The 21681-nt window shown below is 63.2% G+C and carries 29 protein-coding genes; 18 read left to right on the top strand and 11 right to left on the bottom strand.

Annotated elements, in window-relative coordinates; all coding sequences use genetic code 11:
• Positions 1-268: 268 nt before the first annotated feature.
• Positions 269-781, bottom strand: a complete 513-nt coding sequence (locus K3F49_RS15045; RefSeq protein WP_234681721.1) for a DUF4142 domain-containing protein — start codon at positions 779-781, stop codon at positions 269-271.
• A 96-nt stretch (positions 782-877) separates the two neighbouring features.
• Here K3F49_RS15045 and K3F49_RS15040 point away from each other — a divergent pair, with 96 nt between their 5' ends.
• From K3F49_RS15040 to K3F49_RS15035, 3 genes are all read left to right on the top strand, one after another.
• On the top strand, positions 878-1072 hold the full coding sequence (locus K3F49_RS15040; protein WP_234681720.1) for a hypothetical protein: 195 nt from the start codon (positions 878-880) through the stop codon (positions 1070-1072).
• Positions 1073-1191: 119 nt separating this feature from the next.
• Positions 1192-1323 (top strand): hypothetical protein, encoded by a 132-nt coding sequence (locus K3F49_RS39185; protein WP_276575382.1) that lies wholly within the window; start codon positions 1192-1194, stop codon positions 1321-1323.
• 84 nt (positions 1324-1407) lie between these two features.
• Positions 1408-1614, top strand: coding sequence for a hypothetical protein (locus K3F49_RS15035; protein ID WP_234681719.1), 207 nt, complete (start codon positions 1408-1410; stop codon positions 1612-1614).
• A gap of 140 nt (positions 1615-1754) precedes the next feature.
• Here K3F49_RS15035 and K3F49_RS15030 read toward each other — a convergent pair whose 3' ends face one another.
• Complete coding sequence (locus tag K3F49_RS15030) at positions 1755-2003, bottom strand: hypothetical protein (protein WP_234681718.1); 249 nt, start codon at positions 2001-2003, stop codon at positions 1755-1757.
• A 173-nt stretch (positions 2004-2176) separates the two neighbouring features.
• Here K3F49_RS15030 and K3F49_RS15025 point away from each other — a divergent pair, with 173 nt between their 5' ends.
• Positions 2177-2335, top strand: coding sequence for a hypothetical protein (locus K3F49_RS15025; RefSeq protein ID WP_234681717.1), 159 nt, complete (start codon positions 2177-2179; stop codon positions 2333-2335).
• Entirely contained in the window at positions 2319-2513 is a 195-nt protein-coding gene (locus tag K3F49_RS15020) for a hypothetical protein (RefSeq protein ID WP_234681716.1), read from the top strand. Before K3F49_RS15025 ends, K3F49_RS15020 begins: the two co-directional genes overlap by 17 nt.
• Positions 2514-2518: 5 nt before the next feature.
• Here the strand turns inward: K3F49_RS15020 and K3F49_RS15015 are convergent, their stop codons facing one another.
• The 4 genes from K3F49_RS15015 to K3F49_RS15000 form a co-directional block, all read right to left on the bottom strand.
• Positions 2519-2968, bottom strand: coding sequence for a DUF3147 family protein (locus K3F49_RS15015; protein ID WP_234681715.1), 450 nt, complete (start codon positions 2966-2968; stop codon positions 2519-2521).
• Positions 2968-3315: a DUF3147 family protein gene (locus K3F49_RS15010; RefSeq protein ID WP_234681714.1), complete on the bottom strand. Its 348-nt coding sequence runs from the start codon at positions 3313-3315 to the stop codon at positions 2968-2970. The genes K3F49_RS15015 and K3F49_RS15010 overlap by 1 nt, the downstream gene beginning before the upstream one ends.
• On the bottom strand, positions 3312-3896 hold the full coding sequence (locus K3F49_RS15005; protein ID WP_234681713.1) for a phosphatase PAP2 family protein: 585 nt from the start codon (positions 3894-3896) through the stop codon (positions 3312-3314). The genes K3F49_RS15010 and K3F49_RS15005 overlap by 4 nt, the downstream gene beginning before the upstream one ends.
• 110 nt (positions 3897-4006) lie before the next feature.
• Positions 4007-4240, bottom strand: coding sequence for a hypothetical protein (locus tag K3F49_RS15000; RefSeq protein WP_234681712.1), 234 nt, complete (start codon positions 4238-4240; stop codon positions 4007-4009).
• A 224-nt stretch (positions 4241-4464) separates the two neighbouring features.
• Between K3F49_RS15000 and K3F49_RS14995 the strand changes: the two genes are divergently transcribed.
• The 4 genes from K3F49_RS14995 to K3F49_RS14980 all read left to right on the top strand — a co-directional run bounded on the left by K3F49_RS14995 (position 4465) and on the right by K3F49_RS14980 (position 7988).
• Positions 4465-4839, top strand: coding sequence for a PRC-barrel domain-containing protein (locus K3F49_RS14995; protein ID WP_234681711.1), 375 nt, complete (start codon positions 4465-4467; stop codon positions 4837-4839).
• Between the two features lie 25 nt (positions 4840-4864).
• Positions 4865-5023, top strand: a complete 159-nt coding sequence (locus K3F49_RS14990; protein WP_234681710.1) for a hypothetical protein — start codon at positions 4865-4867, stop codon at positions 5021-5023.
• Between the two features lie 191 nt (positions 5024-5214).
• Complete coding sequence (locus tag K3F49_RS14985; RefSeq protein WP_234681709.1) at positions 5215-6372, top strand: HlyD family secretion protein; 1158 nt, start codon at positions 5215-5217, stop codon at positions 6370-6372.
• Positions 6369-7988 carry a DHA2 family efflux MFS transporter permease subunit gene (locus tag K3F49_RS14980; protein WP_234681708.1) on the top strand — a complete coding sequence of 540 codons (1620 nt, stop codon included), beginning with the start codon at positions 6369-6371 and terminating at the stop codon, positions 7986-7988. Before K3F49_RS14985 ends, K3F49_RS14980 begins: the two co-directional genes overlap by 4 nt.
• Here the strand turns inward: K3F49_RS14980 and K3F49_RS14975 are convergent.
• A complete protein-coding gene (locus K3F49_RS14975; protein ID WP_234681707.1) occupies positions 7985-8452 on the bottom strand; it encodes a winged helix-turn-helix transcriptional regulator in 468 nt (155 codons plus the stop codon). The genes K3F49_RS14980 and K3F49_RS14975 overlap by 4 nt on opposite strands.
• Positions 8453-8614: 162 nt before the next feature.
• On the opposite strand from K3F49_RS14975, the gene K3F49_RS14970 reads away from it, so the two are divergent.
• From K3F49_RS14970 to K3F49_RS14950, 5 genes are all read left to right on the top strand, one after another.
• A complete protein-coding gene (locus K3F49_RS14970; RefSeq protein WP_234681706.1) occupies positions 8615-9352 on the top strand; it encodes an SDR family oxidoreductase in 738 nt (245 codons plus the stop codon).
• A gap of 65 nt (positions 9353-9417) precedes the next feature.
• On the top strand, positions 9418-10419 hold the full coding sequence (locus K3F49_RS14965) for an NAD(P)H-dependent flavin oxidoreductase (protein WP_234681705.1): 1002 nt from the start codon (positions 9418-9420) through the stop codon (positions 10417-10419).
• 107 nt (positions 10420-10526) lie between these two features.
• Entirely contained in the window at positions 10527-10946 is a 420-nt protein-coding gene (locus K3F49_RS14960; protein WP_234681704.1) for a hypothetical protein, read from the top strand.
• 118 nt (positions 10947-11064) lie between these two features.
• Positions 11065-12630 carry an alkaline phosphatase D family protein gene (locus K3F49_RS14955; RefSeq protein WP_234681703.1) on the top strand — a complete coding sequence of 522 codons (1566 nt, stop codon included), beginning with the start codon at positions 11065-11067 and terminating at the stop codon, positions 12628-12630.
• A gap of 278 nt (positions 12631-12908) precedes the next feature.
• The gene (locus tag K3F49_RS14950) at positions 12909-13727 is read left to right on the top strand and encodes an aldo/keto reductase (RefSeq protein WP_234681702.1); all 819 of its coding nucleotides are present in this window, start codon (positions 12909-12911) and stop codon (positions 13725-13727) included.
• A gap of 226 nt (positions 13728-13953) precedes the next feature.
• Here K3F49_RS14950 and K3F49_RS14945 read toward each other — a convergent pair whose 3' ends face one another.
• Both K3F49_RS14945 and K3F49_RS14940 read right to left on the bottom strand, forming a co-directional pair.
• Entirely contained in the window at positions 13954-14172 is a 219-nt protein-coding gene (locus K3F49_RS14945; protein ID WP_234681701.1) for a hypothetical protein, read from the bottom strand.
• Positions 14173-14264: 92 nt separating this feature from the next.
• On the bottom strand, positions 14265-14717 hold the full coding sequence (locus K3F49_RS14940; RefSeq protein ID WP_234681700.1) for a hypothetical protein: 453 nt from the start codon (positions 14715-14717) through the stop codon (positions 14265-14267).
• A gap of 157 nt (positions 14718-14874) precedes the next feature.
• On the opposite strand from K3F49_RS14940, the gene K3F49_RS14935 reads away from it, so the two are divergent.
• Complete coding sequence (locus tag K3F49_RS14935) at positions 14875-15147, top strand: helix-turn-helix domain-containing protein (RefSeq protein WP_234681995.1); 273 nt, start codon at positions 14875-14877, stop codon at positions 15145-15147.
• A gap of 59 nt (positions 15148-15206) precedes the next feature.
• On the opposite strand, the gene K3F49_RS14930 is transcribed toward K3F49_RS14935, so the two are convergent.
• Both K3F49_RS14930 and K3F49_RS14925 read right to left on the bottom strand, forming a co-directional pair.
• Positions 15207-16439, bottom strand: a complete 1233-nt coding sequence (locus K3F49_RS14930; RefSeq protein ID WP_234681699.1) for an aminotransferase-like domain-containing protein — start codon at positions 16437-16439, stop codon at positions 15207-15209.
• A gap of 263 nt (positions 16440-16702) precedes the next feature.
• On the bottom strand, positions 16703-17230 hold the full coding sequence (locus K3F49_RS14925; RefSeq protein WP_346657322.1) for a DUF3124 domain-containing protein: 528 nt from the start codon (positions 17228-17230) through the stop codon (positions 16703-16705).
• Positions 17231-17297: 67 nt separating this feature from the next.
• Here K3F49_RS14925 and K3F49_RS14920 point away from each other — a divergent pair, with 67 nt between their 5' ends.
• The 3 genes from K3F49_RS14920 (at position 17298) to K3F49_RS14910 (ending at position 21671) form a co-directional block, all read left to right on the top strand.
• Entirely contained in the window at positions 17298-19028 is a 1731-nt protein-coding gene (locus tag K3F49_RS14920; RefSeq protein ID WP_234681698.1) for a cation:proton antiporter, read from the top strand.
• 189 nt (positions 19029-19217) lie between these two features.
• Positions 19218-20294, top strand: coding sequence for a 3,4-dihydroxy-2-butanone-4-phosphate synthase (ribB, locus tag K3F49_RS14915; RefSeq protein WP_234681697.1), 1077 nt, complete (start codon positions 19218-19220; stop codon positions 20292-20294).
• A gap of 162 nt (positions 20295-20456) precedes the next feature.
• Positions 20457-21671 (top strand): acyl-CoA dehydrogenase, encoded by a 1215-nt coding sequence (locus tag K3F49_RS14910; RefSeq protein WP_028148218.1) that lies wholly within the window; start codon positions 20457-20459, stop codon positions 21669-21671.
• Positions 21672-21681: the final 10 nt, after the last annotated feature.

Genomic DNA, 21681 nt, shown 5'->3' with positions numbered 1-21681 from the left:
AGAGCGTCAGCCAAATTCGAAATCAAGCGCCAAGGTTGCGGCGCGAGGAATTGGAACCTGTTTTGCTCAGCCCGGCCAAACCAACTGCGGAGGTTGGCGAGAGTTCCATCGAATTCCTCAAAAATTGTCAGCCCTTAGGAGGGGGCTGGGGTGTTCCAATTCGGAAACTCCAGCCCGCCGGCTTAGGAACGTCGGGATCCGGATCGGCGTGGGCGCCGGCCGGTGCCCCAAGCGGGCCAGCAGCATCACCCTGAGGACAAGTAGGCTGCTACTTGTCAGCCATGGTACGTTCGGCATCCTTCAACTGCGCGCGCAGCACCGGCAGGTGCTCGTGGGCGAAAACAGCGAGTGCGGGATTGTCGGGCGTCCTCAGATAGCGCTCGAGCAGGGCAATCGCGGATTCATATTCGGGAATCTGTGCGGCATAGAAACTTCTGACATAGGCCGGCCCGTCCGTATCATCGGGTTGGGCAAGGCTGATGCCGGCCGATTTTGCCTTGCTCACGCGCGGCTCGGCGCCGATGGCGTCCTGAATCTCCTTGAGCGCCTTGTCCCGCTTGGCCGCCTCTTCGTCGCGCAGCGCAGCGAGGTTCTTGACCTCCGCATTGCCCTTCAGGTCGGTGCTCTCCAGCAGACCGTGCTGGAAGCGGCTGAAGGCGTAGAGGCCGCTGATGACGTCCGTTGCGTCGGGCGCGCGATCACCGCGCACCTGCTCGCCCGTGCTGTCGGCAAGAGCTGCAGTGCTGACGAAGGCGAGGACGATCGCGACAAATATCCGCATGACTATCCAATGGCCTGTGGCGTGCGAAGTTCCGGCGGAGGTTACGATCCTGTAAGGGCGGTTGCGGGGCGCAGGTTCCATGCCCACGTCTTATCCATGAAACAGTCTGATATCTTCAGAGACAACGCCGAGAACTGTCTGCAATTGGCCGAGCGTTCGGCAGGGCAACCCGCCTATAATCGCTATTCGCGCATGGCGGATGCCTGGACGGCCTTGGCGAAAGAGCAAGACTGGCTCGATGGCGAAGTCCCGCCGGTGAAAATTCGCGTCCGCCAAAACCTAGATGCATAGCCGCTCTCGCTTTCGTGAGTCCGCGTGTGAGACCGCTCACGGAACGGGCGCGACCAATCAGCAATAACCAGGAATAGTCGATCGCGTTCATTTTCCCGATTCCAGAAGGAGGTTTTGCGATGGCTCCACGTCTGGCACTTCTCTCACTCATGCTCGCCTTTGGCGTCTCGGTCGCGTTCGCGACGCTGACGACGGTCCGGCAGATGCATCACGAAAACGCATCCGTGGCGGTGCATGCGGCGCACAGCTAGCGTCGCACTCCTTTCGCACGTTCGGAACATTCGACTTACCGGAGCGTAAGCGCTTCGAGGCATCGAAACACGCGAGAGGACATCATGGCACATTCCGACCACGGCATCGTCAAGGACAAGCGCGCGGAAGATCAGCCGCGCGACAAACAGCGCGCGCAGACCGTGCACAAGACGGACCAGAAGGGCTCGCCATCGCGCGAGGCGACGCGCGATCCCAAGCTGAACGATAACAGCAAGACGCCGGGCTCCGGCATGAGCCCGGACGATTCCGGCGCCGCGCCGACTGGCTAATTCCGCGAGGAACGAATCCCGGCGCGAAGAGTCGATGGATTGCTTCCGGTGACATGCCCCCGGTGCTCCGGAAGCAATCTCCAAGAACGGCCCTGGCACCCACCGTGCCGGGGTCGTTTGCTTTGGGAGAAAGATCCGGATCAGTTTTCGTTGTCGCCCTCAGGGTCGACTTGAGTATGTCCGTCGCGGCCGCGGCCGAACACGCCGAAGCTGCTCGACTTCACGCCGGCCCCGGCATCGACGCCCACAGCGGCGAGGCCGAACTTGAGGAGCTCGCGGACTGCGGCCGCGCGGGTCGGCATGCGATGTTTGAACCGGAAATCATCAACAGCCGCCAGCTCTTCCGGCGAGAGCATGACTTGAAGGCGCTCGGCCCGAAGGTCGTTCATGGTCGGTCACGCAAAATGTGCAGGTTGAATAATTTACTCAACGAACGAATTTGGCGACGGTTCCACAAGAGTCGAAACAATCGCCCAATGAGTAAAATAATTTAGCAGAATCAATATGTTATTATTGAAACGACCCGCTCGATGGCGCGTTCTTTTGGAAAGGGAGATAAGCCATGACGGATGAAGTCAGGTTACCTCGCAAGCTTTCCGAAGAGGCGGAGGCGCAGAAGCCGAAGCGTCCCAGCCATCAGAAGGTGATCGAGCAAGTCGAGCGCTGGGCCAACAGCCCGGGCCTGCAGCCGCCGAGGACGGACAATGCGAAGACGATCTGAGCCCCACACATTCGAACAACGTCTCGACGCGCAGAGGCTACGCCTCGAGCACGAACTAGCGTGCCTGCCGAGCGGTCATCAGCGCGACTCCGTCGTCGCACGCATCGACCAGTTGCAGACTGCGGCCGAGATGTACGATTTCCTGATGCTGCGGGAAGAGACTGCGGTATCTCGCTGATCGCCTCAGCGTTCAACCCGCGTGGCGTGGGAGGTGATGCGAAGCTTTCGCCTCAGCGACCAGGCCGAAACCGAGACGGCAGCCCAGACCAGGATGGCGGCCGCGAATGCTCCGATCACGTTCGTTGCGACCAGGGCGTAGAAGGTAGCCGCAAATGCCGCAAGGCCAATGCTTCCGAGGCCTGCACCCGCCGCATCGAGAGCTGCCGCCTGCTGGCCGCGTCTCCGTCCGCTGAAACCCGCCTTCTCCTTGGCCCGGCGCTCATGGCTTTCGATCAGCGTCGCGCTGGCACAAAAGATCGCTGGTAATGCGAGGAAGAGCCCACCGACAGCGACGCCAAAGCGTGCACTCACTGCGCCTGCGACGACCGTCGCCAGTCCGCCGAGCAGGAAGCGAACGCCGTATTCGTACCATTTCGTTTGCTTCAGAGCGGACGACGACAGTTTGATCAGCATCAGGCGGCCCCTCCAAAACCCGCGAGCAGGGCAAAGGCGACGGCAAGCCATACGACGGAAGCGATGATGGTGGCGGGCAGCGCTGCCAGTCGAAGCCTCATCAGGAGATGGCAGACGGCAAGGCTGTAGCAGGCGAGGGCGATCGCGCCGTAAATCATCGTCCAGCTTTCGGCCGCAGCGAATTGCGGGCCGTGCTGGACGACGGCGATGCCGAGCGTGGCGAGCGCGACCGATGGCGCGGCGCCGAGGAGGCCGCCAAAACTCTTGGGCCTCAGCATGTCGCCGAGGATCGCAAAGCCGGATACGATCACGCCGCCGGCGATGAAGCGGAGCACATATTCGGTCATCGCCGTGGCCGGCGATCTCTGGGCCCGCGGCTCGGCCTCGCCAACGTCCATGGCCTCAGCATCCGCTCGACGAGGATGCCGAGGGTGAAGCCTGCGACGACATCGCTCGCCCAGTGCGCGAGCAGCGCGACACGGGTCAGCGAGAGGCCCGCTGCAATGGAGCGCGCGAGACGACGCCGGCCCGGCGGCAGCAAGCCGGCCGCGGACGCCAGCGCGCCCATGTGCACGGCATGGCCGGACGGGAAGGCGTCGCGGGGCCGTCCGGAGAAAGGGACGCCGCGGCGATGGCCTCGTACCGTTAGGCGGTCCGGCCGGACCTGGTCGAACACCGATTTCAGGATATGCGGCAGCACAGCCGTTGCGACCGAAACCGCCAGGATGTGATTAGCAACGCGGCGTTCTTCCCCAGCTCGAAGCCGGGTGTAAAGCCAACCCGCAGAGGCGAGGGCGAGCAGCACATGCTCGTCGGCGCCCCAGGTCAGGGCTTCAGCCGTCTGCTCAAGCCCTGCGTTGGTATGATCCGCAATCTCGTTTGCGATCGCGAAATCGATCGGTGTCGGTTTAACCGTTACTAGCGCCATCAGTCGATAATCGACGAGCTATTTTTCGTGACGGTTCTGTAACGGCCTGGTGACGGCGATCGTTCCTACGGCTCGTTGCGGCGACCAACACGCGCTCGGTACCGAGGTTCCTAATCCGTCGGATGGCGGCCGGTGCGCGGATTGATGGGATCGGTCGGCTTGCGCCGGAGTCTTTCAGGCAAGAACGGCTCGGATGGCGAAGCCGACGGAGTGGCGCGCACATCGGCATGATGCTGCGCCCGCTCGTGTGGCGTCTGGTTGGTGTTGATCTGACGCTTCACGTCGACGCCGTCGACGGGATCGTTGACGCCATGTTGGATATCGCGAAGTCGCTCATGGTTCACCTTAGTCGTTTCCGGGCAGGATCTTTTCGAACACCTGCCGCGCTGCTCCCCGGATAGCGCCGCTCTCGTTCGGATCCCCCACAGTGGACGGCTCCCGGTTTCCCTGATCTGACAATCAAGAACAGCGCGTTCCCGGCGATGTTCCTGTTTGGTCGCAGGTGCCCTCTGGAACGATCCCCCCTTCACCCAAGTTGGTCCACACATCGGCTGAGTGGAGAATCGAAATGTTGAATCAAGGCGAGCTGGATCGCGGCGAGATGGGCCGTTTGATTGGCAGCGACAAGGTCGAGGGAACGTCGGTTTATGGCGCGGATCGGAACAAGATCGGTTCGATCGAACGCGTGATGATCGACAAGGTCAGCGGCAAGGTATCCTACGCCGTGCTCGGCTTCGGTGGATTTCTGGGCCTCGGCAATGATCACTACCCATTGCCCTGGCAGTCGCTGAAGTACGACACCGAGCTCGGCGGCTACGTCACCGGGATCACCGCGAAGTCGCTCGAAGGTGCGCCAAAATACGGCGAGCGCAGCGATTGGAACTGGGGCGATGACGCCGCCATGCGTGGTGTCAACTCCTACTATGGCGTTCCCTTCGCTTGAATCGCGTCATCGAGAGGGAGATCCGATGAGCCAGGAAAAGCCCGACGACGATCCCCGGCATCAGAATGACTGGGGATCGCACGCCCAGACGGACAAGCCCTGGAAGGGCAATCCGGAGAAGGAGCAGAAGTCCGGCGAGAAGAAGCCGGACCTGGAGAAGTGGCACGAGACCAAGACGCATTGACCGGGGCGCAGACGATTTGTGGAGCGCGGGGCAACTTGGTGCTGCGTTTCCTTTTTTGCGCAATGCACTCACGAATGACGGCGGTGCTCGCACAGCCCGGAACCATGCCCCAAGGCTTGCGGTTAGGCTCCCGGCATGCGCGCATGGCCAAGCCGTAGGGCGCACCTTTAGTCCCGATCGAGGTGTTCATAGTGGATGCTCAAACCCGGGAGCGTGGGCCGTCGGCGGAGCAACCGCAGAAGGTGGAACCTCCAAACAATTCGCCGGATCCCGAGCGCGAGACCAAGGATCAGTCCGGGAATCCGGACAGGGCCCCGTCGCTACGCGAGCGGATTGCCGAGCATTGGCTGCTCGCCCTCGTCGGCGCCGCCGTGCTGATCGCAGCGCTGGTCGGCGGCCTGCTCTATTGGCTGGAGGTTCGCCACTATGAATCAACCGACGACGCCTTCGTCGCGGCGCGCAGCTTTTCCGTGGCCTCGAAGGTCGGCGGTTACGTGACCGATGTCCCGGTCACGGACAACCAGCACGTCAACGCTGGCGATCTCATCGCCAAGATCGACGAGCGCGACTATCGCATCGCCGTCGATCAGGCTGCGGCGCAGGTCGAGGTCTCCAAGGCGAACATCGCCAATGTCGCGGCGCAGATCGTTTCCCAGCAGGAGCAGATCAAGCAGGCCCAGGCGCAGCTCGAGCAGGCGCAGGCCCAGCTTCAGTTCTCGCAGGAAGAATCTGCGCGCGCCCAGGACCTGGTCGAGAAGGGCGCCGGCACCGTGCAGCGCCAGCAGCAGACCCGCTCCGATCTTCAGGCCCAGCAAGCCAACACCGAGCGCGCCAGGACCGCGGTGATAGCCGCGCAAGTCGGCATCAAGACGCTGCAGGCTCAGCTCGACGGCGCCAAGGCGCAGCTCCAGCAGTCGCAGGCCCAACTCGATCAGGCCAAGCTAAACCTGCAATACACCAACGTCGTCGCCGTGCAGTCCGGCCGCGTCGTCAAGCTCTCAGGCGCCAAGGGCACGTTCGTGACCGCGGGACAGAGTCTGATGATGTTCGTCCCCGACGAGATCTGGATCGTCGCCAACTACAAGGAGACCCAGCTCGCCGACATGCGGCCGGGCCAGCCGGTCGAGATCCGCATCGATGCCTATCCCGGGCGCATGCTGACCGGCCATGTCGATTCCGTGCAGCCCGGCTCCGGCACCGCCTTCAGCCTGCTGCCGGCGGAGAATGCCACTGGCAACTACGTCAAGGTGGTGCAGCGCGTGCCGGTCAAAATCGTGCTCGACAATTGGCCGGCCGATCTGCCTGTTGGTCCCGGCATGTCGGTCGTACCCTGGACCAGGGTGCGATGACGGACGCCACGCAAGACGGCGCATCTGCCGGCGGCTGGTCGCCGGAACGCTCGGCGGCCGGTGGGCACAATCCTTACCTGATCGCCTTCGTGGTTTCGATCGCGACCTTCATGGAGGTGCTCGACACCACCATCGCCAATGTCGCGTTGCGCCACATCGCCGGCGGGCTCGCGGTCGGCATCGACGAGAGCACCTACGTCATCACCAGCTATCTGGTCGCCAACGCCATCGTGCTGTCGATCTCGGGCTGGCTGTCCACCGTGATCGGCCGCAAGCGCTTCTACATGATCTGTGTCGCGACTTTCACGGTCTCCTCGCTGCTGTGCGGGTTCGCGTGGAATCTGCAGTCGCTGGTGCTCTTCCGTATCCTGCAAGGTCTCGGCGGCGGCGGCATGGCCACGAGCGAGCAGGCGATCCTCGCCGACTCCTTCCCGCCGGCGAGGCGTGGACAGGCTTTTGCCATCTACGGCGTCGCCGTGGTCGTCGCGCCGGTGATCGGCCCGACGCTCGGCGGCTGGATCACCGATACCTACAGCTGGCACTGGGTCTTCCTGATCAACGTCCCGATGGGGCTGCTCTCGCTGTTCCTGGTAGGCACGCTGGTCAAGGAGCCGTCGGGCGCGGAGGAGGAGCGGGAGAAGCTGCTGAGCAAGGGTCTGCGGGTCGACTATATCGGCTTCGCGCTGGTCGCGATCGGGCTCGGCTCGCTCGAGTACGTGCTCGATGAAGGCCAGCGCAACGACTGGTTCGGCTCGAACACGATCATTTTCTTCGCTGTGCTGTCGGCCGTGTCGCTGCTTGCACTGATCCCGTGGGAGCTCTCTCGCGAAGAGCCTATCATCGATCTCCGTCTGCTCGGCCGGCGCCAATTCGCCGCCTGCTTCCTGGTCATGCTCGGCACCGGTGCGGTGCTGATCTCGACCACGCAGATCCTGCCGCAACTGCTCCAGACCGAGCTGAACTACACGGCACTGCTGGCAGGTCTTGCACTATCGCCCGCCGGCATCGTCACCTTGATGCTGATGCCGGTAGCCGGTCGGCTCGTCAGCACGGTGCAGCCGAAATACCTCATCATGTTCGGCGCCGCGGTGGTCGCCTTCTCGATGTGGCACCTGACCGGGCTCAACGGCGACATTACGTATGGCTATGCCGCTCTGTCGCGTATCTTCCTCGCGATCGGGCTTCCTTTCCTGTTCCTGCCGGTCACGACCGCATCCTATGACGGCCTGCCGCCGGACAAGACCAACCAGGCCTCGGCGCTGATCAACGTCGCCCGCAATATCGGCGGCTCCATGGGCGTGGCGCTGGCGCAGACGGTTCTGGCGCAGCGCCAGCAATTCCACCAGAGCCGCCTGATCGAGCACGCCGCGCCGTCCGACCTCGGCTACCAGCAGACCATCGACGCGATGACACGCTACTTCCAGGCCCAGGGCTCGAATGCCAGCGACGCGGCCGCGCAGGCGATCGCCTGGGTGGGGAAGACCTTGCAGCAACAGGTCGACTTCCTCGCCTATATCGACGTGTTCTGGACGCTTGCGATCATCGCGGTGCTGATGATCCCCACGGCGGCCGTGCTGCGTCCGATCAATCTCAGTGCGCCGGCGCGGGGGCACTAGGCGGCGTCAGCTCCCCGCTGTCCCGGCCCCGCATGCACGTGCACCTGCTTGGCATGCAGCGGCTCGCCGCATTCCGAGCACACCATCACCGGGTCGAACAATTTCCCGCAAGCCTTGTGCTCGTGCAGCAGCGGACGGCCGCGCTCGTCGCCCATGTGGGTGTCGCCCCAATGTACCATCGCCATGATGATCGGATAGAGGTCGAGCCCCTTCTGCGTGAGGATGTATTCGTGTCGCTTCGGCGCTTCGGAATAGGGGACGCGGCGCAGGATGCCGAAGCGGACCAGCTTCTTCAGCCGCTCCGAGAGCAGGTGCCGCGTGATCTGGAGCGAGGACTGGAACGCCTCAAAGCGGCGCACGCGCAGAAAACATTCGCGCAGGATGAGAAGCGTCCAGCGGTCGCCGACCACGGCGACGGTGCGGGAGAGCGAGCAGGGCTCCTCGTCCAGCGTATCCCATTTCATGATCCCGTCTCCGGCCTGGGCAGCATAAGTCTGAAAAAGGAACTGACTTGAATGATCTGGGGTATTTCGACGGAAGTTTAGCATCAGATCCCAAGGTTTGACAGTTCTATTTTAGAACTATAGCCTTTGAGCAATCACATGCGCTCACCGGAGGAGGCGACCTTGCCCAAGCGAAACGCGACTGCGGCCGTGATCGGAGCCGGCGATTTCATCGGCTCCGAGATTGCCAAGAAATTCGCCGCCGAAGGCTTTTCGATCTATGCGGGCCGTCGCAACGGCGACAAGCTCGCGCCGCTGGTGAAGGACATCGAAGCCGCAGGCGGCGAGATCCATGCGCGCTCGTTGGATGCGCGGAAGGAGGAGGAAATCATCTCCTTCCTCGACGATGCCGACAAGCACGCGCCGCTGGAAGTCTGCATCTTCAATGTCGGCGCCAACGTCAATTTTCCGATCCTCGACACCACCGAGCGCGTGTTTCGAAAAGTGTGGGAGATGGCCTGCTTTTCCGGCTTCCTCGCAGGGCGCGAGGCGGCGCGGCTGATGCTGGCGCGCGGCGGCGGCAAGATCTTCTTCACCGGTGCGACGGCGTCCCTGCGCGGCGGTAGCGGCTTTGCGGCCTTTGCCAGCGCGAAGTTTGGACTTCGTGCGGTGGCACAGGCAATGGCGCGCGAGCTTGGGCCGAAGAACATCCACGTCGCGCACCTCATCATTGATTCCGGCGTCGACACCGAATGGGTGCGGCAGCGCCGGCTCGAGGCGCTCGGGCCGAATGCGCTCGATAATCCCGATCTGCTGATGCCGCCGTCGGCCGTTGCTGATTCCTATTGGCAGCTCTATCAGCAGCCGAAGAGTGCTTGGACCTTCGAGATGGAGATTCGCCCGTTCGGCGAGAAATGGTGACCGCGGCGCAGAAGTCCGGCTAGACTGAACCCAACGCCAAGCAAGAATTCCGGGAGGAGAACTAAGTGAAGACCGCGATCACCGAACTGTTCGGCATCGAGCACCCCATCATCCAGGGCGGCATGCATTTCGTCGGCTTTGCCGAGCTTGCCGCCGCCGTCTCCAATGCCGGCGGGCTCGGCATCATCACCGGCCTCACGCAGAAGACGCCGGAGTTGCTCGCCAAGGAGATCGCGCGCTGCCGCGACATGACCGACAAGCCGTTCGGCGTGAACCTCACCTTCCTGCCGACTTTCGCGGCGCCGCCTTATCCTGAATATATTGCAGCCATCGTCGAGGGCGGCATCAAGGCGGTCGAGACCGCGGGCCGCAGTCCGGAGCAATACATGCCGGCACTGAAGGCCGCCGGCATCAAGGTGATCCACAAATGCACCTCGGTGCGTCACTCGCTGAAGGCCGAGCGGATCGGCTGCGACGCCGTCAGCGTCGACGGCTTTGAGTGCGGCGGCCATCCCGGCGAGGACGACATTCCCAACATGATCCTGCTGCCGCGCGCGGCGGAAGAGTTGAAGATCCCGTTCGTGGCCTCCGGCGGCATGGCTGATGGGCGCAGCCTCGTCGCAGCGCTGTCGCTGGGCGCGGCCGGCATGAACATGGGCACGCGCTTCATCGCGACAAAGGAAGCACCTGTCCATCAGAACGTGAAGAACGCGCTGGTCGCGGCGACCGAGCTCGACACCCGCCTGATCATGCGGGCTCTGCGCAACACCGAGCGCGTACTGAAGAACGCCAATGTCGACCGCCTGCTCGAGATCGAGCGCGAGAAGGGCGCCAAGCTGACAATCGACGACATCCACGACCAGGTCGCGGGTGTCTATCCCAGGATCATGCTGGACGGGCAGATGGATGCCGGCGCCTGGAGCTGCGGTATGGTCGCAGGCCTCATCCACGACATCCCCAGCTGCAAGGAACTCGTGGATCGCATCATGACCGAGGCGGAACAAATCATCCGCAACCGGCTTATGGGGTTCCTGGATGGGACCGGCGCGACGCGAAAGGTCGCTTGACCCGCCAAACTTCTTAACCACGGCGGCAGTTGACCGCTGGAATCGCGCGCGATGCCTCCTAAATAGAGGTAGATTACTCTTTTAATCATCAATTTCAGGAGGCGTCCGTGGTCCTGAAAAGCGTTCCTTTTGCGGTTGCCATTGCCCTCGTGCTTGCAGGGGGCGGTATCGCGCGCGCTGACGACTACAAGCCTGACGAATATCTCGGTCTCGATCTCTCCAAGGCAGTCCTGTCGCCGAAGCGGCTCGGGCCCGAGACGCAATTCGCGCCGGTCGCGCTGGAGGCGAAGGACGGCAACGAGGCGCATGCCCGTGCCGAGCCCATCGACGTGCCGAAAAAGATTGCGGCCGAACGCGTGCATGTGTCCGCACCGAAGATCGCTCACACGAAGAGCGCGCAGCCACGTGGCGCAGCCCGCGCCAAGCTCGCGCATCGCCGCGGCAATCCGCTGGACGCGCAGGCGATGGACACCCGCATCCAGACCTGGCCGTGTCGTTCCGGCGGCATCTGCAGCTGGAAGCACTGACCCGGTCCGAGACCGTCACCTCCACGTCGCAAAACCGTAGGCGTGGAGTCAAGAAACTGTAAGCCGGGAGTCAAGGAGCGCAGGCACCTTTCGTCGCGATTCGACGAAGGTCTCCTGAATGGCAACGCTCCGCGCTTCGCGCGCATGGACCCGGCGACAGTTCCTGGTCCGCTCGACATCCAGTCTTGCCGCCGCCTCGCTCGCAAAGCCGCGCATCAGCCGCGCCGCCGATCGCCCGCAGATCGCGGGCGGCATCCAATCCGGCGACGTCTCGGACGGCTCTGCCGTGATCTGGGCGCGCACGGATCGGCCTGCTCGCATGCAGGTGGAATGCTCGACGGTGGAGAGCTTTAGGACCATCATTGCGTCCGCATCGCGCGACGCTCTGCCCGACGCAGACTTCACCGCAAGGCTGCAGCTCGACGATCTGCCACCGGGGCAGGACATCTTCTATCGCGTGCGTTTCGACGACATTGCCACTGGCATCGCCGGCGCAAGCCGCGTCGGCCATTTCCGTACCGCGCCGGCCGAAGGGCAGTCGATCTCGTTCCTGTGGTCGGGCGATGTCGCGGGGCAGGGCTGGGGCATCGACATCTCCCGCGGTGGCTACCGCAGCTATCGGACCATGCTCGACAACCGCCCGGATTTCTTCATCCACTCCGGCGATCATATCTATGCCGACTGCACGATCCCGTCCGAGCAGAAGCTGCCGAATGGCGAGATCTGGCGCAACCTGGTGACAGAGGAGAAAGCGCAAGTTGCGCACACGCTGGCGCAATTCCGCGGCAACTACAAATACAACCATCTCGACGAGAATTTTCGCGCGTTCCATGCGCAAGTGCCTATGCTCGCGCAATGGGACGATCACGAGGTGACCAACGACTGGTCGCCGACCGGCAGCTATGACGACGCCGGCTATGAGGACGACGGCACCCCGCGCCTGGTTGCCCGTGCTCGCCGCGCCTTCTTCGACTTCATGCCGATCCGGGACATCGGCGCGCGGCAGGGACGGGTCTATCGCAAGATCGCCTACGGCCCGCTGCTCGACGTCTTCATGGTCGACATGCGCAGCTACCGCGACGAGACCTGGAACAAGGGCAACGATCATCGCGGCTGGATTCTAGGCGCCGAGCAGCTCGCCTGGCTGAAGCGCGAGCTTGCTGCCTCGCGCGCGACCTGGAAGGTGATCGCCGCAGATTTGCCGATCGGGCTGATCAGCCTCGATGCCGTCGCGCTCGGCGACGGCCCGCCCGACCGCCGCGAGCACGAAATCGCCGATCTGCTTGCGTTCATCAAGCGCGTTTGTGTCCGCAACACCGTCTGGCTCACCGCCGACATGCATTACACCGCCGCGCACTACTACGATCCGAACAAGGCGCAGTTTTGCGATTTCGAGCCGTTCTGGGAGTTCGTCTCGGGCCCCCTCCATGCAGGCACCTGGGGCCCTGGCGAACTCGACAACAGTTTTGGCCCCGTGGCGATGTACCGGAACGGCTGCAGCGAAGCCCAGGGCGAGAACCTCGCGCCCTGTTTCGGCCTGCAGTTCTTCGGTCGTGTCGACATCGACGGCACAAGCGGCGTCATGACGGTGACCTTGAAGGACGTCGACAACCGCGATCTCTGGTCCGTCGATATCGTGCCGCAGCCGCAGGCACCCCTCGCCTTGGTGGCGCAGCATTCGTGAGGGAAGGGCAACTCTGAGAGCCCCGGCGTCATGCCCGGGCTTGTCCCGGGCATCCACGTTCTTCGTGCCTTTCAGCAAGGCGTGGATGGCCGGGACAAGCCCGGCCATGACGCCGGGGAAGCAATGGCGCCTCAAAGTTAACCCGATCTTGATTGGCCGCCGCGCGTCTGCGACGTTATAGTGGCAACTCCCGCCACCTCTTTTCCATCACCGAAGAGTCTGCTCACGCGGCATCGCCGCGCGCATCCGGCGGGCTGAGTACCTCAGGAGCCTGTTCAATGGACCATTTGAAAACACAGGGCATCAGCATGCCCAAGCTCGGCCTCGGCACCTTTCGCATGCAAGGCGATGCCTGCCGTGCCGCGGTCGAGAGCGCGCTGTCGATCGGCTATCGTCACATCGACACCGCCGAAATGTATGCCAACGAGGAGGCCATCGGCGCCGCGCTGGCCGCGGCCTCCGTGCCGCGTGCCGAGCTGCACGTCACGACCAAGGTCTGGCATGAGAATCTGGCGCCGGATGCGATCCGCCGCGCCTTCGATGCCAGCCTGAAGAAGTTGAGGCTCGACCACGTCGATCTCTATCTGGTGCACTGGCCGTCGAAGTCGGCGAATTGGGGCGCGGTGTTCGAGACCCTGATGAAGCTGAAGCAAGAGGGGCGCACGCGCGCGATCGGCGTCGCCAATTTCACCACGGCGCTGCTCAAGGTCGCGGTCGAGGACGTCAAGGCGCCGATCGCCTGCAACCAGATCGAATATCACGCGATGCTGGATCAATCGAAGGTGTTGGCCTATCTCAATGCGAAGTCGATTCCGCTCGTCGCTTACTGCCCACTCGCGCAGGGACGTATTGCTTCGGATCCGGTGCTCGCTGAGATCGGTGCGAAGCACAATGCGAGCGCGGCGCAAGTGGCGTTGAAATGGCTGCTCGACCAGGATGGTGTCGCCGCGATCCCGAAGGCGTCACGGCGCGAGAGCCAGCAGGCCAATCTGGACGCGTTGAAGATCAAGTTGGATGATGCCGACCGCAACAAGATCGCAGCGCTGCCGAAGGACGGGCGTTGCGTCAATCCAGGCTTCGCGCCGGCCTGGGATTAGTCAACTCTTTCTCTCCGCTAGCTCGGCATCGTAGGGTGGGCAAAGGCGCACTTGCGCCGTGCCCACGATCGCTCGCGATGGAAAGAATTCGTGGGCACGCTTCGCTTTGCCCACCCTACGATAGTGTATTTGCGGAGAGATACCCTTCATCAGGCGCCATATCTGATGCAAAGAGCAACGCAGAGAAATGGCCCCGCGAGGGGCCATTTCCAGTTTGCGTTGCGCATTAGTCCCAGTGGCGATGACTGCGCTTGACCACAACGACACGGTCGTGATGGTGCCAGCCGCGATGCCAACCATTGTCGCGATGCTCGCGGTATTCGGCGCGGGCGCCGTACGGGCCGTGATGACCATGCTTGATCACAACGGTCTCAGCACTTGCCAGCGTCGGCGCCGCAACCGCGAGCGCACCCAGAGCGGCAACGACATAACCAAGTTTCTTCATGATGTCCTCCTCCAACGTAATGCAATTGAGAACGGCGCATACGTGCGAACGTTCCGGAGGAACGGGAAGAGAATTCTGAATGGATGTTCAGGCTATTCGCAACGCTGCTGCGCAGGCGTCTTTTCGCCGGTCTTGACGTATTTGCCGTCCCTGATCGTGTACTCACCCCGATCGCTGCGATTGTAGATCGCGCGCAGGCTATCTTGCTCTGAGAGCAATAGCCCGAACTCACGCGTCTGCTGAAGCGAGGGGAAATACACCATCACATTGAGCAGGCCTTCGGCGTTGACCGTGGCGGATACCACCTCGTTCTCGTCCTTGGTGTCGCCGAAATTGCGCCGGTACATCACCCGGCCGTCCTTGCGGATTTCGTAAGTCAGCAGTGCGCCCTTGTCGCGGTCGGGCCGCGCCGCGCAGTCGACCGCCCATGAGCCGAGCAAGCCCCATTGCTCGACGGTTGCCGCGAGCGTTTCGGCGCGCGCCAGGGACGTCAACGCAATCCAAAGCAGCGTCGCCGTCATCCAGCGGCTCAAACAACGCGTCATGTCCTGAAAAGCCCCGCCTCGAACAATTTCAAACTCTAGCATTCCGCGCGCAATCGTCCACGCTCGTCCCCAATCGCGCGCGAATTTGATCCGCGTCAATGAGGGCGGTCATATCAAGGGTAGGATGACGCTCTCGAAGGCGAAATTGGTGAGAGCGATGCTGAATCAAGTGATGGATTTCGCGGGCGAGGTGCTGCCGGGAAGCCGTGCGCTGCCGCCATATTCCGAGACCGCATTTCTGGCCGAGCTGGGCGAGCGTCTGAGGTCTTCGCGCACGCGCTGCGAGCTGTCGCGCCGGGAACTGGCGCGCCGTTCGGGGATTTCAGAGCGCTACATCGCCCAGATCGAGGCCGGCAAGGGCAACGTCTCGATCGTCCTGTTGCTGCGATTGGCCGCCGCGATTCACGGCAGCCAGCCACGGGTGGCTTGAGCATGATCCGGAAAAGTGTGAAGCGGTTTTCCGAAAAGATCATGCTCAAAAAAATAGCCTCAAACGCGCTTCTCCACATTGGCGCTACGGGCCGGCACGCCGAACTCCTTGCGGCAGACCTCCGCCAGCACGGCGACGCCTTCGCGGATCTGCTGATGCGAGGGGCTCGCAAAGCACAGCCGCAGGCGCGAACCTGAATGGCCCTTGTTGGTCGACCATTCCGGTCCGGGATTGATCGAGACACCGGCGGCGAGCGCAGCCTGATAGAGCTTGAGCGTATCGACCTGGTCGGGCAGCTTCACCCACAGGAAGATGCCGCCCTTGGGCTCCTCGAATTCGGCCGCGGTGCCGAACTGCTCGTTGAGGGCTTCCATCAGCGTGTCGAGCTTGGTCCGTAGCGTCTTCGTCAGCGCCGGCACGTGACTTGCGAAATGCGGCTTGCAATAGGTGGCGAGCACCATCTGCTCCAGCGCGCCGGAGCCGGCATCCGTCTTCAGCGCCAGCATCCGTGACATCACATCCCAGGGCGCGACGATGAATCCGACGCGCAGGGCCGGCGCGATCGACTTCGAAAACGAGCCGATATGGATCACGCCGCCATGTTTGCTCAAGGCGTGGATCGCCGGCGGCCGTTGCCCCGACCAGACGAGGTCGGCATAGCAATCGTCCTCGAAGACAGGCACGCCATATTCGGCCGAAAGCCGCAGCAGCTCGAGACGGCGTGTCTCCGGCATGATGCTGCCGGTCGGATTCTGCACGGTCGGAATGGTGTAGATGTATTTCGGCCGGATGCCGCGGCCCTTCAACTCGGCGAGCGTCGAGGCCAGCGCGTCCATGCGCATGCCGCCGTCGTCGAGCGGAATGCCGACGGTGTTGACGCCCAGCCGAGTCAGGCGCTGCAGCGATCCCTGGTACGTTTCCTGCTCGACGATCACGGTATCGCCGCGCGAAAGCAGCGTGTTGTTGACGAGGTCGAGCGCCTGGAGCGAGCCGGAGACGATCATGAGATCGTCGACCGTGCAGCTGATGCCGGCATCGCGCTTCAGTTTTGTCACCAGGAATTCGCGCAGCGGCAGGTAACCTTGCGGGCCATGCGCCAGGCCGTAAGTGGCGAGCGAGCGGCCCTCGCGTTGCAGGGCCTGGTTGGCCGCTTCGATCAAGTGGTCGAGCGGCACCTGCTCGGAATCGTTGTTGCCGCCGACAAAGCTGTATTTCGCGAGGCCCGTCCAGCGCGTAGAGGGAGCCGGCAGCCCTGCGGGAAACAGAGGCCCGAAATCGAAGCTGGACGTCATGGGAGCGTTCCTCGTTTTGTTCTTGTTTGTGCGACCGGCTTGGTGCCGGCCGTGCGCTGCGATTTCGATGATGTCATCATGCCAGTGTTTTGCCCGACGCGTCAAACAAAATTCGTAAAATCCGCATCTCGTTGCGCCGGGCCGTCAGGCCGTTGATTTTGCAGATTGGGCTACTGTGCATGGGGTTGTTTTCGGGTTTTCAATTCGCGGTCGCGACCGTGCTCGCTTGCTTACTTCTTGCCTGCCGTCCTGGTCGGACGGCCTTATTTTTTCCCCGCCGTCCTGGTCGGACGGCCTTGGCTGATGAAAGCGTAATGCGCATTGGCGACGCCGCCAACCATCAAGGCCTCGACTACCGGCTCGGTGATCTCGCCGGTGGCGGCCCAGTCGACGATGAAATTGGCTCCGGTCCCCCCGCGCACGTCGTCGGTCGGAATGAAGATCGAGATGGTTGCGAGCGGTTTTATCGCAACCGGCGCCTTCAAATAGCTCTCGACCTGCTTGCCGGCCGTGTCGAAATAGGTGATGCGCCGAACCACGAGCGCTTGCGTCTCGGAGGCGTTGTGGACGCTCAGGGTCACCGAGAAATCGACCCGCAGCTTGCCCTGGCTCATCGCGACGCTGGAATAGGCAGGCACATAGAAGCCGCCGGAGACCGCGAGTTCCTCCTTCGGCAGCGCCGTCAGCGAATCGGCAAAGTTTTGCTCGATACTGACTTTTGGCTGTGCGAGCGCTGGCTGGGTGAAGGCGAGTGGGCATAGCAGCATTGCAGCGGCAAGACCGCACCGCATGTGACGAATTGCTCGCTTGCCGCGCTGCACTCGGTCTCTAGGGTGCGACGAAACGGACCGATCTGGCATGCACGAGCTCATTCGCGACATCACTCTCTGTATCCTGTTTGCCTGGATGCTGGGTTTGCTCGCCCATTTTTCCCGGCAACCGCTGATCCTGGCCTACCTTATCGCCGGCTTCTGCATTGGTCCATTCGGTGCCGGCTGGGTCAAGTCGCAGGAATCGATCAGCGTCATCTCCGAGCTCGGCCTGATCTTCATGCTGTTCATGATCGGGCTCGAGATCGACCTGAAGAAGATCGTGCGTGCGGGCAAGGTGATCCTGTTCGCGGCCGGCGGCCAGCTGCTCGGCGGCTGCCTGCTCGGCATCCTGTTCTTTGCCGGCATCGGGCTCTCGCTCGGCGGCGGCCATTTCGACGCGCTCTATCTCTGCATTGCCTGTGCGCTCTCCTCAACCGTGATCATCGTCAAGGTGCTCTACGAGAAGCGGGAGCTCGACACCTTGCCCGGCCGCGTCACGCTCGGCGTGCTTGTGCTCCAGGATATCTTCGCCATTCTGTTCCTGGCGGTGCAGCCGAGTCTCGCGAACCTGCAGATCGGCGTCATCCTGCTGTCCATCGGCCGGGTCGCAGTGCTGGTTGCCGCCGCGCTGCTGGTCAGCCGTTATGTGCTGCCGCGCCTGTTCCACCAGATCGCCCGCCGGCCCGAGCTGATCCTGCTCGGGGCTCTCGCCTGGTGCTTTTTCGTCGCAGAGACCGCCGAGCAGCTCTCGCTCTCGCGCGAGATGGGCGCGCTGATCGCCGGTGTCTCGCTCTCGACCTTTCCCTACGCGCTCGACGTCACGGCCAAGGTCACGACGCTCCGCGACTTCTTCATCACGCTGTTCTTCGTGGCGCTGGGCATGACCATTCCCGTGCCCGGCCTCTCGGTGATCGGGCTGGCCTTGATGATTGCCGCGTTCACGGTGGTGAGCCGCCTCGTCACCACCTTCATGCCGCTCTATCTGATGAAGCAGGGTCTGCGCGCAAGCTTGCTGCCCGCGATCAATCTGGCGCAGATCTCCGAGTTCTCGCTGGTGGTGATCCAGACCGGCGTGGCCGACAATCACATCGCAGCCGAAACGGCGAATGCGGCCTCCTTCGCCTTCGTGGTGCTGGCCGTGCTCTCGACCTTCGTCATGACCCGCAGCGACGAGATCACCCGCTGGGCCATCGGCCCGCTCAAGCGGATCGGTTTGCGCGATCTCGACCATGGCAGCGGCCACGCCGAAGAGGGCCACGAAGGCGGCCACGGCGAAGCGCGCCGCATCGTCATCCTCGGCTTTTTCCGCAGCGCGAGCGCGCTGCTGGCCGAGATCGAACGGCAGACACCGGTGCTGCTGGAGCAGATCACGGTGATCGACTTCAACCCCAATGTGTACCAGACCCTGCTTTCGCGCGGCCTGCACGTGATCTATGGCGACATCAGCAGCGCCGACACGCTGCTCCATGCCGGGATCGGCAAGTCCGAGATGATCATCCTCAGCGTGCCGGACGCGTTGTTGAAGGGCGCCAGCAACGAGAAGCTGGTCCGCCACGTCCGCACCCTCAACCCCAACGCCCTGATCGTCGCCACCGCCGATCTCCTGTCCGACGTCGGCGAGCTCTACGCGGCTGGCGCCAGCTATGTCACCGTGACCCGGCTCAGCGATGCTCATGAATTGTTTACGGTGATCGAGGCCGCGCAGGCCGGCCTGTTGGCCGACAAGCGCGCCGAGCTCGATGCCCGGCTTGGCGAGCGGCGCGAAGTGCTGCCCTGAGGCGGTGCGGCCGTCTTCCGTCCGGGCCAGGCGCGCCTATATCGCTGGTATCTTCGGTGCAAGCCTGAAAGCCTGCCTGGGAGCGGCCTCCGGGCATATGTGGTTGCATCCAGGACACTAGCGCTTGGGCCCAAGTCCAGCTAAGGCCTCAAGCTAAGCCTCCGGCCCATAACCAATAGAGATTGGGAAATGCCCGATACCGTTCAGGAAGTTTTGCAGGCCTTTGCCCGGGGCGAGCTCGTCGTCGTGACTGACGACGACGATCGCGAGGGCGAGGGCGATCTCATCGTCGCTGCCTCATTCTGCACAGCGGAAAAGATGGCCTTCATCATCCGCCACACCTCCGGCATTGTCTGCGCGCCGATCACCACCGAGGACGCGCGCCGCCTGCGGCTCGATCCGATGGTCGCCCACAACGATTCCGCCCACACCACGGCCTTCACGGTCTCGATCGACTACAAGCCCGACGGCGGCACCGGCATCTCGGCCGAGGAGCGCGCCTCCTGCTGCCGTGCGCTGTCCAATCCCAATGCCGGCGCCAACGACTTCGCCCGTCCGGGCCACATCTTCCCGCTGATCGCCAAGGACGGCGGCGTGCTGCTGCGCTCCGGCCATACCGAGGCCGCGGTCGATCTCTGCAAGCTCTCGGGCCTGCCGCCGGTCGGCGTCATCAGCGAATTGATGAACGACGACGGCAGCGTGATGAAGGGCGAGCAGGTTTCCCGGTTCGCCGCCAAGCACAAGCTGAAGCACGTCACTATCGCCGACATGATCGCCTATCGCCAGGCTCGCGAAAAGCTGATCGAGCGTGTCTCGACCTTCACCACCGAAAGCCCGATCGGGCCGCTTCAGGGCTATGCCTACCGTTCGCCGTTCGATTCCATCGCCCACGTTGCCTTCGTCTACAATGGCGTCGGCGACGGCAAGAACGTGCTGACGCGCTTTCACAAGCCGAACATCGTCAAGGACACCTTTACCGGCCACAAGCGCATGGCGGCGGTGCTCGAACACTTCAAGAAATCCGGCCGCGGCGTGCTGGTTTATCTGCGCGATGGCGCGGCCGGAGTCCCCGTGGCCCCGCTGCCTGATGAGAGCGCGACGGAAGCCGACCGCAACCGTCAGTGGCGCGAAGTCGGTGTCGGAGCCCAGATCTTGCGCGATCTCGGCGTCACCTCGATCCGCCATCTCACCTCATCGGTGCATGACTACAAGGGCCTCTCGGGCTTCGGCATCGAGATCGTCGCCAACGAGCAGCTTGAAAGCTAGCGCTGTCATTCCGGGGTGCGCAAAGCGCATCCCCCGGGGCGCGCGACACGCATCCCGGGGATTCACGCAGACCCGTACTTCTGCAACGCAATTGCACTTGTTGCCGCGGCGCATTAATTTGTCGGGCAATTTCTAGACGGAACCAGACCGAAAGGACGTTTCATGAGCGTGCGCCCTCAGACCAAGGACAAGCCGGCTGCGGCTTCCTTCCAGTGGGACGATCCGTTCCTGCTCGATGAGCAGCTGACCGAAGACGAGCGCATGGTGCGCGACACGGCGCGCGCCTACGCCCAGGACAAGCTGCTGCCGCGCGTCACCAAGGCCTATCTGGAAGAGAAGACCGACCGCGAGATCTTCAACGAGATGGGCGAACTCGGCCTGATCGGCATCACGCTGCCGGAGGAATATGGCTGCGCCAACGCGAGCTACGTGGCCTATGGCCTCGTCGCGCGCGAGATCGAGCGGGTCGATTCCGGCTATCGTTCGATGAATTCGGTGCAGTCCTCCCTGGTGATGTACCCGATCTACGCCTATGGCGACGAGAACCAGCGCAAGAAGTACCTGCCGAAGCTCGCCAGCGGCGAGTGGGTCGGCTGCTTCGGCCTGACCGAGCCCGATGCCGGCTCCGACCCGGCCGGCATGAAGACCCGCGCCGAGAAGGTCTCCGACGGCTATCGCCTGACCGGCAGCAAGATGTGGATCTCGAACGCTCCGATCGCCGACGTGTTCGTGGTCTGGGCCAAATCGGCCGAGCACGACAACCAGATCCGCGGCTTCGTTCTGGAAAAGGGCATGAAGGGCCTCTCCGCGCCCAAGATCGGCGGCAAGCTATCGCTTCGCGCCTCGATTACGGGCGAGGTCGTGATGGACGGCGTCGTGGTTCCGGAAGATGCGCTGCTGCCCAACGTCTCCGGCCTCAAGGGTCCGTTCGGCTGCCTCAACCGCGCCCGCTACGGCATCTCCTGGGGCGCGCTCGGCGCCGCCGAGGATTGCATGCACCGCGCCCGCCAGTACACGCTCGACCGCAAGCAGTTCGGCAAGCCGCTCGCCGCGACCCAGCTGGTGCAGAAGAAGCTCGCCGACATGGAGACCGAGATCGCACTCGGCCTCCAGGGTAGCTTGCGCGTCGGCCGCCTGATGGACGAGGGCAAGTTCGCGCCCGAGATGATCTCGATCATGAAGCGCAACAATTGCGGCAAGGCGCTCGACATCGCCCGCGTCGCCCGCGACATGCATGGCGGCAACGGCATCTCGGCCGAATACCACGTGATGCGCCACGTCCATAACCTCGAGACGGTCAACACCTACGAGGGCACCCACGACGTCCACGCCCTGATCTTGGGCCGCGCGATCACGGGCATTCAGGCGTTTTTCTGAGCAAAACCGC

The sequence above is a fragment of the Bradyrhizobium monzae genome (assembly GCF_021458635.1).
GTDB lineage: Bacteria > Pseudomonadota > Alphaproteobacteria > Rhizobiales > Xanthobacteraceae > Bradyrhizobium.
This window is presented reverse-complemented; position numbering and strand designations above follow the sequence as displayed.

Excerpts from the sequence above, each read along its gene's own strand:
- K3F49_RS15045 (WP_234681721.1), bottom strand. The coding sequence starts at position 781 with ATGCGGATATTTGTCGCGATCGTCCTCGCCTTCGTCAGCACTGCAGCT.
- K3F49_RS15040 (WP_234681720.1), top strand. The coding sequence starts at position 878 with ATGAAACAGTCTGATATCTTCAGAGACAACGCCGAGAACTGTCTGCAA.
- K3F49_RS39185 (WP_276575382.1), top strand. The coding sequence starts at position 1,192 with ATGGCTCCACGTCTGGCACTTCTCTCACTCATGCTCGCCTTTGGCGTC.
- K3F49_RS15035 (WP_234681719.1), top strand. The coding sequence starts at position 1,408 with ATGGCACATTCCGACCACGGCATCGTCAAGGACAAGCGCGCGGAAGAT.
- K3F49_RS15030 (WP_234681718.1), bottom strand. The coding sequence starts at position 2,003 with ATGAACGACCTTCGGGCCGAGCGCCTTCAAGTCATGCTCTCGCCGGAA.
- K3F49_RS15025 (WP_234681717.1), top strand. The coding sequence starts at position 2,177 with ATGACGGATGAAGTCAGGTTACCTCGCAAGCTTTCCGAAGAGGCGGAG.
- K3F49_RS15020 (WP_234681716.1), top strand. The coding sequence starts at position 2,319 with ATGCGAAGACGATCTGAGCCCCACACATTCGAACAACGTCTCGACGCG.
- K3F49_RS15015 (WP_234681715.1), bottom strand. The coding sequence starts at position 2,968 with ATGCTGATCAAACTGTCGTCGTCCGCTCTGAAGCAAACGAAATGGTAC.
- K3F49_RS15010 (WP_234681714.1), bottom strand. The coding sequence starts at position 3,315 with ATGACCGAATATGTGCTCCGCTTCATCGCCGGCGGCGTGATCGTATCC.
- K3F49_RS15005 (WP_234681713.1), bottom strand. The coding sequence starts at position 3,896 with ATGGCGCTAGTAACGGTTAAACCGACACCGATCGATTTCGCGATCGCA.
- K3F49_RS14995 (WP_234681711.1), top strand. The coding sequence starts at position 4,465 with ATGTTGAATCAAGGCGAGCTGGATCGCGGCGAGATGGGCCGTTTGATT.
- K3F49_RS14990 (WP_234681710.1), top strand. The coding sequence starts at position 4,865 with ATGAGCCAGGAAAAGCCCGACGACGATCCCCGGCATCAGAATGACTGG.
- K3F49_RS14980 (WP_234681708.1), top strand. The coding sequence starts at position 6,369 with ATGACGGACGCCACGCAAGACGGCGCATCTGCCGGCGGCTGGTCGCCG.
- K3F49_RS14975 (WP_234681707.1), bottom strand. The coding sequence starts at position 8,452 with ATGAAATGGGATACGCTGGACGAGGAGCCCTGCTCGCTCTCCCGCACC.
- K3F49_RS14955 (WP_234681703.1), top strand. The coding sequence starts at position 11,065 with ATGGCAACGCTCCGCGCTTCGCGCGCATGGACCCGGCGACAGTTCCTG.
- K3F49_RS14950 (WP_234681702.1), top strand. The coding sequence starts at position 12,909 with ATGGACCATTTGAAAACACAGGGCATCAGCATGCCCAAGCTCGGCCTC.
- K3F49_RS14945 (WP_234681701.1), bottom strand. The coding sequence starts at position 14,172 with ATGAAGAAACTTGGTTATGTCGTTGCCGCTCTGGGTGCGCTCGCGGTT.
- K3F49_RS14940 (WP_234681700.1), bottom strand. The coding sequence starts at position 14,717 with ATGACGCGTTGTTTGAGCCGCTGGATGACGGCGACGCTGCTTTGGATT.
- K3F49_RS14935 (WP_234681995.1), top strand. The coding sequence starts at position 14,875 with ATGCTGAATCAAGTGATGGATTTCGCGGGCGAGGTGCTGCCGGGAAGC.
- K3F49_RS14930 (WP_234681699.1), bottom strand. The coding sequence starts at position 16,439 with ATGACGTCCAGCTTCGATTTCGGGCCTCTGTTTCCCGCAGGGCTGCCG.
- K3F49_RS14925 (WP_346657322.1), bottom strand. The coding sequence starts at position 17,230 with ATGCGGTGCGGTCTTGCCGCTGCAATGCTGCTATGCCCACTCGCCTTC.
- K3F49_RS14920 (WP_234681698.1), top strand. The coding sequence starts at position 17,298 with ATGCACGAGCTCATTCGCGACATCACTCTCTGTATCCTGTTTGCCTGG.
- ribB (WP_234681697.1), top strand. The coding sequence starts at position 19,218 with ATGCCCGATACCGTTCAGGAAGTTTTGCAGGCCTTTGCCCGGGGCGAG.
- K3F49_RS14910 (WP_028148218.1), top strand. The coding sequence starts at position 20,457 with ATGAGCGTGCGCCCTCAGACCAAGGACAAGCCGGCTGCGGCTTCCTTC.